Source organism: Variovorax boronicumulans (genome assembly GCF_009811375.1).
In the GTDB taxonomy this organism is placed as follows: domain Bacteria; phylum Pseudomonadota; class Gammaproteobacteria; order Burkholderiales; family Burkholderiaceae_C; genus Variovorax; species Variovorax boronicumulans.
The window spans coordinates 3,951,315-3,967,594 of sequence record NZ_BKDH01000001.1 but is presented as its reverse complement, the minus strand read 5'-3'; the positions used below and the strand labels follow the sequence as shown (position 1 = coordinate 3,967,594).

The window sequence follows — 16,280 nt, the reverse complement described above, 5'->3', positions numbered from 1 at the left end:
TCGTGTCGCTTCGCCAACCCCCTACCGGGGGCAACACCTGAGGCCCGGCAAAGCCGGTTCCTCGGTGTTCCCGAATGAGAGAACCGCTGTGCATCCATTACTGCGCTCAATTTGTTCCTGCACGACGGCGCTGTTGCTGCTGGCAGCAGCGCCCGTCCATGCGTTGACCACCGACGAGGCCAAGGCCATCGCCTCCGGCGAATCCGAAGCCCGCATCGCCGCGCTCAACAAGGCCGTCCTCACCGCCGACGAGAAGACCGCCGCCTTCATCCAGGCCATGGCCGACGATGCCGTGAAGTACACCGAAGACAAGGTCTTCGTGATGAAGGACGACAAGGGTTTCGACCCCGTGACGGGCGCCGAGCTGAAGGTGCCCGACACCGCCGAAGACGTCGTCAACAACAACCTCATGCGCGGCGCGCTCGATGCCGCGCAGGCCGCACTCAAGCTCACGAGCACCGACGACGCGGTGCGCGCCGAGGCCGCGCAGGCGCTCTTCAAGGAGCCCGACGAGTCGCGCATTCCGATGGTCGAGAAGGCGCTGGCCGCCGAGACCAACCCGAAGATCAAGGCGCAGCTCGAACTCGTGCGCGCCGCCAGCATGCTCACGAGCGCCGACAAGGCCAGGCGCCTGGCCGCGGCCAAGGAGCTGGGCAACAACCGCAGCCCCGACACCAAGCTGTTGCTCAACCAGCGCCTGGCCGACGAAACCGAAGCCGACGTCAAGGCAGCCATCACCGCATCGATCGCCAACATCGACGGCGCGCTGGTCTGGGGCGACCGCATCAACGCGGTATTCAGCGGCATCAGCCTGGGCTCGGTGCTGCTGCTCGCCGCGCTCGGCCTGGCCATCACCTACGGCCTCATGGGCGTCATCAACATGGCGCACGGCGAGCTGATGATGATCGGCGCCTACGCCACCTACGTGATGCAGGGCATCTTCCAGAAGTACATGCCCGAGGCGGCCTTCGGCTGGTACCTCGTGGCCGCCATTCCCGTGTCCTTCCTCGCATCGGCGCTCGTGGGCGCGGTGCTCGAGCGTGGCGTGATCCGCTTCCTCTACGGCCGCCCGCTCGAAACGCTGCTCGCCACCTGGGGCATCAGCCTGATGCTGCAGCAGCTCGTGCGCTCGCTCTTCGGCGCGCAGAACGTCGGCGTGGAAAACCCCGGCTGGATGAGCGGCGGCTTCACCATGCTGAGCAACGTCACGCTGCCGTGGAACCGCATCTGCATCATCGTCTTCGCGGCGCTGGTGCTGCTCGCGATGGGCTGGCTCATCGGAAAGACGCGCCTGGGCCTGTTCGTGCGCGGCGTCACGCAGAACCGCCCGATCGCCTCCTGCATGGGTGTCAACACTGCGCGCATCGACACCTACGCCTTCGCGCTCGGCTCCGGCATCGCGGGCCTGGCGGGCTGCGCGCTGAGCCAGATCGGCAACGTCGGCCCCGACCTGGGCCAGAGCTACATCGTCGACAGCTTCATGGTGGTCGTGATGGGCGGCGTCGGCCAGCTCGCGGGCACCGTGTATGCGGCGCTGGGGCTGGGCATCCTCAACAAGTTCATCGAAGGTTGGGCGGGCGCGGTGCTCGCGAAGATCGCGGTGCTCGTTTTCATCATCATCTTCATCCAGAAGCGCCCGCAAGGCATCTTCGCGATGAAGGGCCGGAGCGCAGAGGCATGAGCAAGGTCACGTTGCCAACCAAGGGGCCGCTGCTGAGCGGCAAGGGCTGGACGGCCTTCTTCGTCGCGCTGATCGTGGTGTGCGCCGTGGCGCCCGTGCTCAACATGTGGGTGTCGGCCGACAGCCCGCTGCACATGAGCGACTACGCCGTGGCGCTGGTCGGCAAGATCATGTGCTACGCCATCTGCGCGCTCGCCATGGATTTGATCTGGGGCTACACCGGCATCCTCTCGCTGGGCCACGGCCTGTTCTTCGCGCTCGGCGGCTACATGATGGGCATGTACCTCATGCGCCAGATCGGCCGCGACGGCAACTACAAGAGCGACCTGCCCGACTTCATGGTGTTCCTCGACTGGAAGGAACTGCCCTGGCACTGGACCTTCAGCGGCAGCTTCGGCATGACGCTGCTGCTGATCGTGGCGGTGCCCGGCCTCATCGCCTTCGTGTTCGGCTTCTTCGCCTTCCGTTCGCGCATCAAGGGCGTGTACTTCTCGATCATCACGCAGGCCATGACTTTCGCGGCCATGCTGCTTTTCTTCCGCAACGAGACCGGCTTCGGCGGCAACAACGGCTTCACCGACTTCAAGCGCATCCTGAACATCCCGATCGCCACGCAGGAGATGCGCATGACGCTCTTCGCGCTCACCGGCCTCACGCTGCTGGGCTTCTTCCTGTTCGCCAAGTGGCTCATCGGCAGCAAGTTCGGCCGCGTGCTGCAGGCCATTCGCGATGCCGAAACGCGCGTGATGTTCTCGGGCTACAACCCGCTGCCGTACAAGCTCACGATCTGGGTCATCTCCGCCGTGATGTGCGGCGTGGCCGGCGCGCTGTACGTGCCGCAGGTCGGCATCATCAACCCGGGCGAGATGAGCGCGGCCAACTCCATCGAGATCGCGGTGTGGGCCGCAGTCGGCGGGCGCGCCACGCTGATCGGGCCGATCATCGGCGCCTTCATCGTCAACGGCGCCAAGAGCTGGCTCACCGTGGCCTACCCCGAGTACTGGCTGTACTTTCTGGGTGCGTTGTTCATTGCTGTCACGCTGTTCCTGCCGAACGGCATCGTGGGGTTGGTGCGCAAGTGGCTCTCGCGCGAGAAGACGCAGAAGGCCGCGGCGCCGGCCACGAAGGAAGCGCGGCGCGAGTCCGCCGCCTCGCATACCGAGCCCGAAGCGACGGTGCAGGCGCCCCTGGTCGCCGATGTGAAGGGAGCCCGCGCATGACGCCCGACCTGATGGAAGCCGGCGCCGAGCGCGCCGCACGCGCAGCCGGTCTGCACGCGGCCACGGGCCAGACCGAATCGGGCGGCCGCACCGCCGACTTCGGTCGCCATGTCACGCCGGGCGAGGTCGACATCACCCACGGCCGCATCCTGTACCTCGAGGACGTGAGCGTGAGCTTCGACGGCTTCAAGGCCATCAACAAGCTCTCGCTCGACATCGCGCCGGGCGAGCTGCGCTGCATCATCGGCCCCAACGGCGCGGGCAAGACCACGATGATGGACATCATCACCGGCAAGACCCGGCCCGATTCGGGCACCGTCTTCTTCGGCAGCACCATCGACCTCCTGCGCCACCGCGAGGCCGACATTGCGCAGCTGGGCATCGGCCGCAAGTTCCAGAAGCCGACGGTGTTCGAGCACCTCACCGTGTTCGAGAACCTCGAGCTCGCACTGAAGACCGACAAGGGCGTGCGCGCCTCGATGCTGTTCAAGCTCGACTCGGCGCAGAGCGACCGCCTGGCCGAGGTGCTGGAAACCATCCACCTGGCCGACAGCGTCTCGCGCCTGGCCGGCAACCTGAGCCACGGCCAGAAGCAGTGGCTCGAAATCGGCATGCTGCTCATGCAGGACCCGAAGCTGCTGCTGCTCGACGAGCCCGTGGCCGGCATGACCGACGAGGAAACCGCGCGCACCGCCGAGCTGTTCCTCACGCTCAAGGGCAAGCATTCGCTGATGGTGGTGGAGCACGACATGAGCTTCATCCGCACCATCTCCGAGATCGTGACCGTGCTGTGCGACGGCTCGGTGCTCGCGCAAGGCACGCTCGACGAAGTGCAGGCCGACGAGCGAGTGATCGAGGTCTACCTTGGCCGCTGATTTCTCCCGACAACGAAGCAGCCGACGCCCAACCCACCCCAGGCGCCCGGTGGGCGGTGCGGTGTGGGCGGCCCCTCTGTGCCGCCGAGGAGCGCAGCGTTTCGCGGATCAGGGCTCGCAGCTGTCTGAGCGCAGCGAGTTCTGCGAGACCCCGCGAAACGCGAGCACCGCAGGGCAGCCCGAAGGGCCGGCACAGTGGGGCCGACCGCGCCGTGCCGCCCACCGGGCGCCCCCGATAAAGACCAAGGAAGGCATCCAGTCATGCTGACAGTCAAGAACATCCACCAGTACTACGGCGGCTCCCACATCCTCCGGGACGTGAGCTTCCAGGCCACGCTCGGCAAGGTCACGGTCCTGCTCGGCCGCAACGGCGTCGGCAAGACCACGCTGCTGAAGTCGCTCATGGGCCTGGTGCCCATCAAGAGCGGCAGCATCGAACTCGAAGGCAAGCCGATCCACAAGGCCACGCCCTACGACAGGGCCAGAGCAGGCATCGGCTTCGTGCCGCAGGGCCGCGAGATCTTCGCGCGGCTCACGGTCGAGGAGAACCTGCGCATGGGCCTGGCCTACAAGAGCGGCGGCACGCCCATTCCTGCGGAGCTGTTCGAGCTGTTCCCGGTGCTCAAGCAGATGATCAACCGAAGAGGCGGCGACCTCTCCGGCGGGCTGCAGCAGCAACTGGCGATCGCCCGCGCCCTCGCGCCCAAGCCCAAGCTGCTGATCCTCGACGAGCCCACCGAGGGCATCCAGCCCAGCATCATCAAGGACATCGGCCGCGTCATCCGCATGCTCGCCGACCGCGGCGACATGGCCATCGTGCTGTGCGAGCAGTACTACGACTTTGCGCAGGAGCTGGCCGACGACTACCTCGTGATGGAGCGCGGCGAAGTCATTGCGCGCGGCCTGGGCAAGGACATGGAAGCGCAGGGCGTGCGGCAGCTGGTTGCGATCTGAATTGCAAGACGGTACCGACGCGCCGCACGAGAGCATCTTCACAATTTAAGGGTTTACCCTAGAATCGGGCCTTGCCCGCGTCCGCCGGGCACCCCCCAGGAGCCCGGCCTTGAACGCCTCACCGTCCGCCCGCGAAGGCGCGGAAACCACCGCCATTGCACCGTCCGTCTCGTCCGCCCAGTTCCTGCGCGCGGTGCTCGCGCTCGGCGTCGGCGGCTTTGCCATCGGCACCGGCGAGTTCGTCATCATGGGCCTGCTGCCCGAGGTTGCGAAAGACATCGCCGTCACCATCCCGCAGGCCGGCCACGTCATCAGCGCCTATGCGCTGGGCGTGGTCATCGGCGCGCCCGTGCTCGCGGTGCTGGCCGCCGGCTGGGGCCGCCGCGCGCTGCTGATCGCGCTGATGGCCGTGTTCGCGGCCGGCAACTTCGCCAGCGCGATGGCGCCCGGCTACCTGTCGCTCAACCTGCTGCGCTTTGCCACCGGCCTGCCGCACGGCACCTACTTCGGCGTGGCCGCGCTCGTGGCCGCCACGCTCGCGCCACCGGGGCGGCGCGCACGCGCGGTCGGCCTCGTGATGCTGGGGCTCACCGGCGCCACGCTGGTCGGCGTGCCCATCGCGGCGTGGCTGGGCCAGCTGTTCGGCTGGCGCGCGGCCTTCGTGTTCGTGGGCGTCATCGCGCTCGTCGCCGTGGCGCTGCTGCGCCGCGACGTGCCCGACATCGCACCCGCCGCCGGCGCCAGCCCCTGGCGCGAACTCGGCGCGCTCAAGCGCAAGCAGGTGTGGTTCACGCTGGGCATCGGCGCCATCGGCTTTGGCGGCATGTTCGCCGTGTTCAGCTACATCAAGCCCACGTTGATCGAGGTGGCCGGTCTGCCGCTGGGCGGCGTGCCCTTCGTGCTCGCGCTGTTCGGCCTGGGCATGGTCACCGGCAACCTCGTGGGCTCGCGGCTGGCCGACAAGTCGCTCATGCGCACCATCGGCGGCGTGCTCGTCTACGCGGCGCTGGTGCTCGCCAGCTTCACCTTCGCGGCGCACCACGTCGTGACGGCGGCCTTCACCGTGTTCCTCATCGGCACCACCGTCGCCATCGGCCCGGCCCTGCAGATCCGCCTGATGGACGTGGCCGGCGACGCGCAAACGCTCGCCGCCGCGCTCAACCACTCGGCCTTCAACATGGCCAACGCCCTCGGCGCCTGGCTCGGCGGCGTGGCCATTGCGGCCGGCCTGGGCTGGACCTCGACCGGTTGGGTCGGCGCGCTGCTGGCACTGGCGGGCGTGGGGATCTTCGCCTGGGCGGTCGCGAGCGCGCGTGCGGATGCGCGGCGGCCGGTGGCTGTGGTTTGCGAAGGGTCGGCGGGCTGAGACGCCGTTCTGCAGTGGCGGTGCTGTAAGAGAAGGGCGCCAGAATCAGGCACGTTCCTGACGGCTGGAGTCCATGCAGATCCTTCGAGTGTTTGTGGCGGTGTGCCTCGCGGCGATGGGCGTCGCCATGCTGTGTGTCGCGCTGCTGTCGGCGCTTGATGCCGCGGTCATTCTTTCTTCTTACGACAAGGTCGAGGGTGTCGTCACCGGCGCCGGCAACACAGAGGTCCGGGTCGACTACGTCCGGCCCGACGGCCGACGGGCTGTCTTGTACGCACGCAGCGGCGGCAAGTTCGATGCACGCCCCGTGGGCAAGAAGGTCGCGGTCCTGCTGCCTCCGAAAGATCGGTTGGACGGCTCGCTCAAGCCGATCCTCAAGGACGACCTGAACCCCGTCGCCATGGAATTCATGTTCGCGGTGCTCTTTCTTGTAGGCGCATTGGTGATCTGGGAGGGACGCTCCGGCGGTGCTTCTTCGCAGTCGAGCGAAGACCTGCGCACAAGGGGCGTCGACACCCATCCGAAAGATCCCGAGCGGCCAGTGCGCCCGCAGGCGTCGATCGACTTCGAGCACGCGAGCGCCAACACCCGCGAGATGGATCTCACGCAGCTGGCGCGCCTGCAGGCGTTGATCGACCGCGAGTACACGAGCGTCGACACCCGGCAGAGGCAGCTCGACCGGCAAGCGCGCCTGCAGGCATCGATCGACCTCGAGATCGCCGAGCGACGCGCCAAGAAAGACGCCCGATGACCACTCCGCTTTTCACCCGCCGACGCCTGCTGCACACCGGCCTCGCCGCCGCCGCGCTCGGCCATCCCTTCCTGCACCTGCGCGCCCAGCCCTCGGCCGCGCGCGACCCGTTCACGCTCGGCGTCGCCTCGGGCGCGCCACGGCCGGACGGCATGGTGCTGTGGACACGGCTCGCGCCCGAGCCGTTGCAGGGCGGCGGCATGGGCGACGCGCCCGTGGCGGTGCAGTGGGAGATAGCCGAGGACGAGCGCTTTCGTCGCATCGTGACCAAGGGCATCGCCAGCGCCGAGGCCGACCTCGCGCACTCGGTGCACGTCGAAGTGCAGGGCCTGCGCCCGGGCCGCCCCTACTGGTACCGCTTCACAGCCGCCGGCGTGTGCAGCCCCGTCGGCCGCACGCGCACCGCGCCGGCCGACGATGACGCCGCCGTGCAGCCGCTGCGCTTCGCCTTCGCCTCGTGCCAGCAGTACGAGGAGGGCTACTACGCCGCCTACCGCGACATGGCCACGCAGCCGCTCGACTTCGTCGTGCACCTGGGCGACTACATCTACGAAAGCACGCGCGGCTCGCACAACGTGCGCCGCCACGAGGGCGGCATTCCCACCGACCTGGCCGGCTTTCGCAACCGTTACGCGCTCTACAAGACCGACCCGCACCTGCAGGCCGCGCACGCGGCCTTCCCGTGGCTCGTGACCTGGGACGACCACGAGGTTGCCAACGACTACACCGACGACGTCTCGCCGCGCACGCCCGACCCGGCGCAGTTCCTCGCGATCCGCGCCGCCGCCTACCAAGCCTGGTACGAGCACATGCCCGTGCCCGCCTCCATGCGCCCGCGCGGCGCCAGCGCGACCATCTACGGGCGCCATCGCTTCGGCCGCATGCTCGACGTGATGCTGCTCGACGGCCGCCAGTACCGCTCGCACCACGCCTGCCTCCCGGGCCGCAGCACCAAGCCGCTGGTCGACTGCGCCGACCGGCTGGCCCCGGAGCGCAGCCTGCTCGGCATGCAGCAGGAAGCCTGGCTCGCGAACGAACTCGCCACGCCGCCGGCGCGCTGGACCGTCATCGCCCAACCGACCTTGCTCGCCGAAGCCGACCGCCAGCGCGGCGCGGGGCACGGCTACTGGATGGACGGCTGGGACGGCTACGCCGCCGCGCGCACGCGCCTGCTCGACGCGCTGGCCGCCAACCCGTCGCGCGGTGGCGATGCGCTGGTGCTCGGCGGCGACGTGCACGCCTTCTGGGCCGCCGACCTGCGCCGCGCGCCGCAGGGGCCCGTCGTCGCGACCGAGTTCGTCGGCGGCGCCATCACCTCCGAAGGGCCCAGCGCCGCCAGCGTGGCCCACATGCGCGCGAAGAACGAACACTTGCGCTACGGCCGCGCCGACAAGCGCGGCTACGGCCTCATGACGCTCGACGCGCGCGGCTGCGCGGTCGAGTTCCGCGCGGTGGACGACGAGAAGAACGCCGACTCCGCCGTGGCGGCCATGGCCCGCTTCTCGGTCGAACGCGGCGCGCCCGGCGTGCACCTCGAATCCACCTGAATCTCCAGCGCCTGCAGGAATGCGCGGCCGTGCCTATGATGGCCGCCGCCTCTTTTCCTCCCTCTCCCACCTTCTCGGAGCGAGCCTGCATGAGCATCCCCACCACCCGCCTGGGCCGTACCGGCCTCACCGTGTCCCGCCTGGCCCTGGGCACCATGACCTTCGGCCTGCAGACCGACGAGGCCGTGTCGCACCAGATCCTGGACAAGGCCGCCGACGCCGGCATCAACTTCCTCGACACCGCCGACGTGTACCCGCTGGGCGGCACCATCGAGACCACCGGCCGCACCGAAGAGATCATCGGCAACTGGCTCGACAAGCAGGGCCCCGCCGGCCGCCGCCGCTTCGTGGTCGCCACCAAGGCCGTCAACAAGGTCGGCCCCAACCCCTGGGACCAGGGCGCCTCGCGCAAGCACCTGCTCGACGCCATCGACCTCTCGCTCAAGCGCCTGAAGACCGACCACGTCGACCTGTACCAGCTGCACATGGACGACCGCGAGACCCCGCTCGAAGAAAGCCTCGAGGCGCTCGACGTCATCGTCAAGTCGGGCCGCGCGCGCTACATCGGCGTGTCGAACTTCCTGGCCTACCGCCTGGCGCGCGCGCTGGGCAAGGCCGAGCTGCACCGCTTCACGCGCTTCGTGTCGGTGCAGCCGCGCTACAGCCTGCTGTTCCGCGAGATCGAGCGCGAGCTGCTGCCGCTCGCGGCCGAAGAGGGCCTGGGCGTGATTCCCTACAACCCGCTGGCCGGCGGCCTGCTCACCGGCAAGTACAAGCCCGGCGCCAAGCCCGAGGAGAACACCCGCTTCACCCTCGGCACCGCCGGCGGCATGTACCAGGACCGCTACTGGAACGACCGCAGCTTCGACACCGTGACCCAGCTGCACGCGCTGGCCGACGAAGCCGGCGTGCCGCTGGCCACGCTGGCCGTGGCGTGGGTCATGGCCAACCCACTCATCACCGCGCCGCTGCTGGGCGCCAGCCGCCCCGAACAGCTCGACGCCACCGTGGCTGCCGCCAGCTACATGCTCGACCCCGCGCTCAAGCAGAAGCTCGACGCGCTCACGGCCGAGTACCGCAAGGGCGACGCCCCCCGCTGAACGAACGCCTGCCGGCGCCCCAGGATGGCCTGCGCGCAGTACGTGCTTGGGCCATGCAGGAGAATCGCGGCCGGCATGACGACTTCCCACACCACCTTCCGGTGCGCCGCCCTGCGGCACGCGGCAACGACCGAACGGCGGCCCGCATGGCACAGCTGATGTCGCTGCTGGTGCAGAACGCGATCCTGGTGGTGTTTGCCGCCAGCTTCGCCGCGCGCCTGGGCCTGCCCGTGCCGGCCGCGGCCGTGCTGGTCGTCACCGGCGCGCTGCTGGCGGCGGGCGACGTGTCGGTGGTCGGCGTGGTGCTGGCCGCCGTGATCGCCAACCTGCTGGGCGACGGCGCGTGGTTCTATGCCGGGCGCCGCTTCGGCTACCGCTTCATGCGGCTGCTGTGCCGCATCTCGCTGTCGCAGGACTCGTGCGTGCGGCGCGGCGAATCGCTCATTTCCGACTGGGGCGGCATGTCGCTCGTGGCCGCCAAGTTCGTGCCCGGCGTGTCCGTGGTGGCGCCGCCCATGGCCGGCGCATTGGGCATGTCGGTGCGGCGCTTTGTCGGCTTCGACATCGTGGCCGCGCTGGTCTGGACGGGCCTGTTCCTTGGCCTGGGCTGGCTCTTTCGCGACCAGATCCAGCAGGTGCTCGCCGTGCTGGCCCAGGCCGGCGGCATCGCCACCGCCGCGCTGGGCGTGGTGCTGCTCGTGATGCTCGCCGTGCGCTACTGGCGCCGCCGCGCCTTCGCGCGCCTCACCGGCATGCCGCGCATCAGCGTCGACGAGCTGTTCGACCTGATGAGCGGCGACGTGCCGCCGCTGGTGATCGACGTGCGCGGCGAAGCCGGCGTGCAGGTCGACCCGCGCCGCATTCCGGGCGCGCTGTCGTACACCCTCAAGGCGCTGCAGCAGCGCAACCTGGACCTCACCATCGACCCCGACCGCGACGTGGTGCTGTACTGCAACTGCCCCAACGAAGTCTCGGCCGCGCAGGCTGCGCGCGTGCTGCTGGCGCGCGGGGCGCGGCGGGCGCTGCCGCTGACGGGAGGGCTGGATGCGTGGGTGGCGTCGGGGCGACCGACGAGCCTGCACTGACCTGCTTCGCAGCTGCTCATCGCAGCTGTTGTGTCATTGGGCACTCCAGAACGAGCCGGGCGGGCAGGGGTGAGTCCTGCCAGCCGGGTACGTCCTTCTTTCGGTAGGCCTCCAGCGAGGGATAGCCGTCCGCCGTCCAGTCGGTGCCGTCCACCTGTTCGAGCGCGACCACTTCGTACAGGCACTTGGCGTCGCGTGCCTTGAAGCGAAAAGCCATCCGCCCGGGTTCGCCGGGGCGGCTCATGTCCAGCACCTCATAGCTGCTGCGTGCGCAGCGGCTGAAACTCGATCGCCATTCGATGGTCTGGCTGCGCACATGGAGTACACCGTTGCATGCCCGGCCCGTGCCGGTGAACTTCCCGGTGAATGTGTGGGCGTGCGCGGGACCAGCCATAACTGCTGAGCAGGCGAGTGCCAGGAGACGCCGCCCGATGTTTCGGCCTACTTGCATGCGGTTGCCTCGGAGCCTCTGCGAACGGCCGCCAAGGCATAGCCGAGCTTGTCTGCATACGTCGCATCGCCATCCACGTTGTAGTAAGTTGCCGCTCCCGATACCGTGATGGGCTTCCAGCCTGTGATGACCCTCTGAACCGAGGCCCTCTGGTAGTGCAGCACCTCGCCGGGCCGAAGCATGTGTGCGGACGGATTGAGCCGCTTCATCACCTCTGGCGTGCTGCCTTTCGCTCTGGCGATGCTGTTCAGGGTATCGCCAGCTTTCACGACGACCTGATGGGTGCGGGTGTCTGCATCGGGCACGCTCTGAAAGGAGAAATTGGCCATGCGCAGCAGCAGATAGCCGATGCCCGCCCGGATGTTGTCGGCAGGCGCGCGGCGTACGCCGTCGACGGAGAGGCTTCTGCGGTAAGAGGGCGGGAGGATCAGGTCACCGCCGTCCTTGCCACCCAGCAGCGCCTGGAGGCCCAGATCTCCTGTATTGCCGATCTGCATCGGGCGGGTCTTCCACTGCGGCCGTTTGGCCCCCGTTTCGACCCACAGCATGGCCTTCACCAGGCGCCAGTCCAACGGGACGTAGCCCTTGGTTCGAGAGAGGTGCATGTCGTATTCATGGACGGCCGAGCGGATCTCGCAGTCGTGGCTGTTCCACTTGTCGTCGGCGTTGTCGATGCCGCGCTTCCAGCCTTCATTCTCTGTCTCGGCTGCCGTCGTCTTTTGCGTCTTGCGCATACGTGCTCCCTCTTCCGTTTGTTGATGTCCCCGCGTTGTAGGCCGGTTCGGCGCTGCACACTGTCACCCAACGTCACCCGGTCCTTCTTCCCCGGAATTTCTCCGCGAAGCCGCGAGGCCAGCTCCCTGCCCACCCCCAGTGGTAGTCTCCCTCCCCGATGAACCTCCGCACCAAGATCGTCGCGCTGGCCGTTGCGCCCCTGCTGGTCGCGCTGGTGCTCGTGGCCCTGGCTGTGCGTCACCAGGAGCACGACCTGGCCCAGCGCGAGCGGGCGCTCATCGAGCGCAGCTACATGGCCCAGCGCCGCAGCGAGCTGCGCAGCTACGTCGACCTGGCCGTGAGCAACCTGCTGCCGCTGTACGAGTCGGGGCTGGACGACGAGGCCACGCGCACCGAGGCGCTGCGCCGCCTGGCCACGCTCAACTACGGCGACGACGGCTACTTCTTCGTCTACGACATGGACGGCAACTCGCTCATGCATTCGCGCCAGCCCGAGCTGGTGGGCCAGAACCTGTGGAACCTGCGCGATTCGCATGGCCGCTTCACCATCCAGGAGCTGATCAAGGGCGCGCGCGACAAGGGCGGCGCCTACGTCGAGTACGAGTGGCGCAAGCCCTCCAGCGCGCAGATGGCGCCCAAGCTCGGCTACGTCACCGCGCTGCCGCGCTGGAACTGGATGGTCGGCACCGGCCTGTACCTGGACGACATCCAGTCGACCATGGACACCCTCGACCGGCAGATGAACGCCAACGTCACCGCCACGCTGCTGTGGATCGCCGGCATCGCCGCGCTGTGCCTGGGCGTGGTCAGTGCGGCCGGGCTGCTGCTCAACCTCAGCGAGCACCGCACCGCCGAAGCCAAGCTGCGCCTGCTCGCGCGCCGCGTGGTGCAGTCGCAGGAAGAAGAGCGCGGCCACCTTGCGCGCGAACTGCACGACGGCACCAGCCAGACGCTGGTGTCGGCCAAGCTGCTGATCGAATCGGCGGTGGAGCAGCTCGACCGCGCGCACCAGTCGCCGCCGCCCGCGCTCGGCAAGGCGCTGCAGCGGCTGAACGATTCGCTCACCGAGGTGCGCCGCATCTCGCACCGGCTGCGCCCCGCGCTGCTCGACACCCTGGGCCTGCCCGCCGCGCTGGAGCGCCTGGGCGCCGAGTTCGGTGAAGAAGGCGGCGTGGACGCATCCATCATGGTCGAGGGCGAACCCTTCGAGCTGTCGCAAGAAGCCAAGACCGCGCTCTTTCGCGTCACGCAGGAAGCGTTGACCAATGTGCGCAAACACGCGCGTGCGCAACAGGTGCACATCGCACTGGGCTTCGACGAAGAGGCCGTGCGCCTGGAGATCAGCGACGACGGCGTCGGCTTCAACGTCGAGGCCATGCAGCTCGACCCGCAGCGCGGCATCGGCCTGCGCAACATGCGCGAGCGCATGGAGTCCATCGAAGGCCGGCTGCGCATGCGCTCGGGCCGCGGCCACACCTCCATCGTGGCCGAAGTGCCCGTGCGGCGCGCAAAGCCAGAATAGCGGCCATGAACGAAAACCCCGCCGCTGCTCCCGCTGCCCCCGTGGTTGTGCGCCTGTTCCTGGTCGACGACCACCCGCTGGTGCGCGACGGCCTGCGCGCGCGCCTGGGCGCCATGCCCGGCCTGGAGATCGTGGGCGAGGCCGGCAGCGCGGCCGAGGCGCTGGCACTCATCGGCCCTGCGCAGCCGCACCTCGTGCTCATGGACGTGGGCATGAAGGACATGAACGGCATCGAGCTGGCGGCGCTGCTGCTGCAACAACAGCCGCAGCACCAGAAGCCCGCGCCGCACATCGTGATGCTCAGCATGTACGACAACCCCGAGTACGTGCAGAAGGCCTTGCAGGTCGGCGCGCGCGGCTACGTGCTGAAAGACGCGCCGGCCGCGGAGATCGTGGCCGCCATCGAGGCCGTGTCGGCGGGCGGCACCTTCCTGAGCCCGGCCGTGTCGAAGAAACTCTTTCGCAACCAGACCCCGCGCCCGCTGCTGACGCCGCGCGAGAGCGAAATCTTGAGCGCGCTCGGCCGCGGCGAATCGAGCAAGCAGATCGCGCGCGACCTCGGCCTGAGCGTGCGCACCGTGGAGGCGCACCGCCAGAGCATCAAGCGGCGCCTGGGCATCGAAGGGCAGGCGGAGCTCATCAAGTACGCGGTGGAGCACGCGCGGGAGTTCGGCGGGCAGGGCTGAGGCGCTGCTGTCGATGCGGGGCTCGGGCTCTGCTTTCAGGGCCCGACTGTCAGGGCTTTGTGAATCGCCGTTGCCGCAGCGCGATTACTTGCGCGAACCGCGCATTCCTCGGCGAAATTTCTCTCTGTGCCGGGCAGGACTTCTCCACAGTGAATGCCCCTGTGATGAAACGACCCGCCATGTGGGCGAGGAGGGCAGCACACACCACACCACGGACCACCGACTGACTGATTGAGTGAATGAACAGCTTCGCCTCACGGCGGGCCATCGATGCAGACCGATCGATGCGAACGTGAGGCACAAAAGGCGACGGCCACGCTGCGCGAACACCATGACCGTCTAACCAAATGACGTGCAATAACTTTGGAAAGCGAGCACATCAATGGCTGATCGAATTATGGCTCGGGCTCCCCGGCCGACTTCTCCCCAAGCAACCACCCCCAGCGCAGCAGACCTGCTGGAGTGCAAGCTGGAACAACTGAACTCACTGCTGTGGTGCTGCCACGGCGCCGGCGATGGATGGTTCGAAGAGGCGGGGGCCGGGCATCGGGACAACCTGCTTTGGATCGCTTCGGATTTGGCGCGGGATGCGGCGGCGTTGTTTCAGGAGAGTGGGGGAGGGTGATGTATGTAGAGGGGGGTCATGAGCCCCTCGAGGCCGTTTTCAGAGCGTAGCGATTAGCCTCCATCCGCCGCCGCGGTCAGGGCTTCAGCTAACGACTTTCGGTCCTGGGGATCGAGGCAAGACTTACACCACTCGTTGGCGAGCACTTCCCAAACACTTACAGAACTCTTCACGATCTGATCGCCAACTAAGGCATTCCATCTATGGTGATCAGGTTCAAGCATTGCATCTTCGAGAGCCGTCAGGAGAGAACCTGCTCCGATGCCGAATCGCTGTGCAAGGTTCGGCCAACCTTTTTCCTTCAAGTCTGCATAGACCATTCTCTCCGGAGCGACTGTGCCCGGTAGCCGAAAGCAGTTTGGGTCAGCGTGATCGCCATCTACGACAGCAAGTGATTTGTATGGAAGCTTGCCCGCTTTCCCAAGGGTCCCGAGCATTGCGACAACATTTGCCGGACCGACTGGACTAATTTCAATGCGCGGGAGTACCTTGGACGTGTCTTGATCGGATGCCAAGATTTCTCTCAGCAGTATTTCAGCCTCTCGGTCCTCGACAAAAACATGCGCCTCCGGATGAACTTCATCATCGAGCCGGCTCATTGCGAAGTCTGCGGAGACGCCATAGACAACGCTTAAACCCTGAGGGCCAGGGAGTAGAAGAATGCGTGCCTCTTGCGGGAGCTCTTGAAGTACGAAGGGGCTGTGGGTCGAAAGAACCACTTGGATACGGCGTTGGCGAGATAGCCAGAGCAGAAATCTAACTAGGCGTCGCTGCGCACGAGGATGCAGAGATGCTTCAACTTCGTCGATAAGCAGCAGAGAGTTTTCTGGCAAACCTTGCAGAGTTCGAAATAGGTCAAGCGTTGCATCTTCACCTGCACCCTGGTGGAATTGCGAGAGTTCGCCCCATTCTCGTTCTAGAAGTCCAATTTGGCGCTTCTTGTCGACGTCAGATGTTGCGAAGCGTGCTTTCGTATAGTTGCGACCTAACACGTGAGAAAGTCGTTCACGAAACGCATCGCTGATATCAGCGCTTTCTACTTCCGCCGCGGCCGATCGAGCAATCTTGGCGTACCCAACAGACGCATCCAACGGCAAAGTTCTTGCGATATCCAACAAGAAGACTTCTCGCTTAGGCCCATTTTCTGGTACGCGCCACCTTGCTGTCGGTTTTGTGATTCGAAAACTCTCGACGTTCGGCCCTCGCTTTACTCGATAGTCGATCTTCACACCCTGAATCGTGTCCCAATGGGTTTCGACAAAAAAGGTGGATGGATAGAACCGCTTCTCCTTTTCCTTGTTGTCGTAGACGCAGGCGGCAACCTTCATGAGGGTACTCTTCCCGCTTCCGTTCTCGCCAACGATTGCAACTACAGGAAAATTGAACTCGACTGCCTGTCCTGTCCAACCTCGAAGCCCTTCAATCTGAACCATCTGGAGGAACTGTGGCCACATCCCCGCCTGATATTGCCCACGGATAGTGTTGATTTCAGCATGATCCATTTGATGTGTGGGGTGAGTAATTCAAAAACTAGTGAGCATCTTCAGTTGCGAAGAAGGTCTTGGTATATCCAACATCGTAGCGACAGTTGTTTAGATTACTTATCCCCAAAACAGGGGATTCGATGACAATTGCAAGGAGTGGCGGCTGACCGCGCTGCATCGAAATCACTAGGAATTTCG

At 66.7% G+C, this 16,280-nt stretch carries 14 protein-coding genes; 11 read left to right on the top strand and 3 right to left on the bottom strand.

The window, feature by feature from the left end:
- Positions 1 to 133 precede the first annotated feature (133 nt).
- The 9 genes from urtB (at position 134) to VHAB30_RS18195 (ending at position 10,579) form a co-directional block, all read left to right on the top strand.
- Positions 134 to 1,681 carry an urea ABC transporter permease subunit UrtB gene (urtB, locus tag VHAB30_RS18235; protein WP_159278045.1) on the top strand — a complete coding sequence of 516 codons (1,548 nt, stop codon included), beginning with the start codon at positions 134 to 136 and terminating at the stop codon, positions 1,679 to 1,681.
- On the top strand, positions 1,678 to 2,901 hold the full coding sequence (urtC, locus tag VHAB30_RS18230) for an urea ABC transporter permease subunit UrtC (RefSeq protein WP_159278044.1): 1,224 nt from the start codon (positions 1,678 to 1,680) through the stop codon (positions 2,899 to 2,901). Before urtB ends, urtC begins: the two co-directional genes overlap by 4 nt.
- Positions 2,898 to 3,776 carry an urea ABC transporter ATP-binding protein UrtD gene (gene urtD / locus VHAB30_RS18225; protein WP_062472201.1) on the top strand — a complete coding sequence of 293 codons (879 nt, stop codon included), beginning with the start codon at positions 2,898 to 2,900 and terminating at the stop codon, positions 3,774 to 3,776. Before urtC ends, urtD begins: the two co-directional genes overlap by 4 nt.
- Before the next feature lie 261 nt (positions 3,777 to 4,037).
- Entirely contained in the window at positions 4,038 to 4,730 is a 693-nt protein-coding gene (urtE, locus tag VHAB30_RS18220) for an urea ABC transporter ATP-binding subunit UrtE (RefSeq protein ID WP_159278043.1), read from the top strand.
- A 109-nt stretch (positions 4,731 to 4,839) separates the two neighbouring features.
- On the top strand, positions 4,840 to 6,096 hold the full coding sequence (locus VHAB30_RS18215; RefSeq protein WP_159278042.1) for an MFS transporter: 1,257 nt from the start codon (positions 4,840 to 4,842) through the stop codon (positions 6,094 to 6,096).
- A gap of 88 nt (positions 6,097 to 6,184) precedes the next feature.
- Entirely contained in the window at positions 6,185 to 6,847 is a 663-nt protein-coding gene (locus tag VHAB30_RS18210) for a hypothetical protein (RefSeq protein WP_159278041.1), read from the top strand.
- Positions 6,844 to 8,394 carry an alkaline phosphatase D family protein gene (locus VHAB30_RS18205; RefSeq protein ID WP_159278040.1) on the top strand — a complete coding sequence of 517 codons (1,551 nt, stop codon included), beginning with the start codon at positions 6,844 to 6,846 and terminating at the stop codon, positions 8,392 to 8,394. Before VHAB30_RS18210 ends, VHAB30_RS18205 begins: the two co-directional genes overlap by 4 nt.
- An 89-nt stretch (positions 8,395 to 8,483) precedes the next feature.
- Entirely contained in the window at positions 8,484 to 9,494 is a 1,011-nt protein-coding gene (locus VHAB30_RS18200; protein WP_159278039.1) for an aldo/keto reductase, read from the top strand.
- A 146-nt stretch (positions 9,495 to 9,640) separates the two neighbouring features.
- Positions 9,641 to 10,579 carry a VTT domain-containing protein gene (locus VHAB30_RS18195; RefSeq protein WP_070061610.1) on the top strand — a complete coding sequence of 313 codons (939 nt, stop codon included), beginning with the start codon at positions 9,641 to 9,643 and terminating at the stop codon, positions 10,577 to 10,579.
- Positions 10,580 to 10,595: 16 nt separating this feature from the next.
- On the opposite strand, the gene VHAB30_RS18190 is transcribed toward VHAB30_RS18195, so the two are convergent.
- Positions 10,596 to 10,895 (bottom strand): hypothetical protein, encoded by a 300-nt coding sequence (locus VHAB30_RS18190; protein WP_235926743.1) that lies wholly within the window; start codon positions 10,893 to 10,895, stop codon positions 10,596 to 10,598.
- 125 nt (positions 10,896 to 11,020) lie between these two features.
- Positions 11,021 to 11,764, bottom strand: a complete 744-nt coding sequence (locus tag VHAB30_RS18185; protein WP_139702767.1) for a LysM peptidoglycan-binding domain-containing protein — start codon at positions 11,762 to 11,764, stop codon at positions 11,021 to 11,023.
- Between the two features lie 158 nt (positions 11,765 to 11,922).
- Here VHAB30_RS18185 and VHAB30_RS18180 point away from each other — a divergent pair, with 158 nt between their 5' ends.
- Together VHAB30_RS18180 and VHAB30_RS18175 are read left to right on the top strand one after the other, a co-directional pair.
- Positions 11,923 to 13,287 (top strand): cache domain-containing protein, encoded by a 1,365-nt coding sequence (locus tag VHAB30_RS18180; RefSeq protein ID WP_095744124.1) that lies wholly within the window; start codon positions 11,923 to 11,925, stop codon positions 13,285 to 13,287.
- 5 nt (positions 13,288 to 13,292) lie between these two features.
- The gene (locus VHAB30_RS18175; RefSeq protein ID WP_159278038.1) at positions 13,293 to 13,973 is read left to right on the top strand and encodes a response regulator transcription factor; all 681 of its coding nucleotides are present in this window, start codon (positions 13,293 to 13,295) and stop codon (positions 13,971 to 13,973) included.
- A 678-nt stretch (positions 13,974 to 14,651) separates the two neighbouring features.
- Here VHAB30_RS18175 and VHAB30_RS18170 read toward each other — a convergent pair.
- Entirely contained in the window at positions 14,652 to 16,100 is a 1,449-nt protein-coding gene (locus tag VHAB30_RS18170; RefSeq protein ID WP_159278037.1) for an ATP-dependent nuclease, read from the bottom strand.
- Positions 16,101 to 16,280: the final 180 nt, after the last annotated feature.

Excerpts from the sequence above, each read along its gene's own strand:
- VHAB30_RS18195 (WP_070061610.1), top strand. The coding sequence starts at position 9,641 with ATGGCACAGCTGATGTCGCTGCTGGTGCAGAACGCGATCCTGGTGGTG.
- urtC (WP_159278044.1), top strand. The coding sequence starts at position 1,678 with ATGAGCAAGGTCACGTTGCCAACCAAGGGGCCGCTGCTGAGCGGCAAG.
- VHAB30_RS18200 (WP_159278039.1), top strand. The coding sequence starts at position 8,484 with ATGAGCATCCCCACCACCCGCCTGGGCCGTACCGGCCTCACCGTGTCC.
- VHAB30_RS18180 (WP_095744124.1), top strand. The coding sequence starts at position 11,923 with ATGAACCTCCGCACCAAGATCGTCGCGCTGGCCGTTGCGCCCCTGCTG.
- VHAB30_RS18175 (WP_159278038.1), top strand. The coding sequence starts at position 13,293 with ATGAACGAAAACCCCGCCGCTGCTCCCGCTGCCCCCGTGGTTGTGCGC.
- VHAB30_RS18205 (WP_159278040.1), top strand. The coding sequence starts at position 6,844 with ATGACCACTCCGCTTTTCACCCGCCGACGCCTGCTGCACACCGGCCTC.
- VHAB30_RS18185 (WP_139702767.1), bottom strand. The coding sequence starts at position 11,764 with ATGCGCAAGACGCAAAAGACGACGGCAGCCGAGACAGAGAATGAAGGC.
- urtE (WP_159278043.1), top strand. The coding sequence starts at position 4,038 with ATGCTGACAGTCAAGAACATCCACCAGTACTACGGCGGCTCCCACATC.
- VHAB30_RS18170 (WP_159278037.1), bottom strand. The coding sequence starts at position 16,100 with ATGGATCATGCTGAAATCAACACTATCCGTGGGCAATATCAGGCGGGG.
- urtD (WP_062472201.1), top strand. The coding sequence starts at position 2,898 with ATGACGCCCGACCTGATGGAAGCCGGCGCCGAGCGCGCCGCACGCGCA.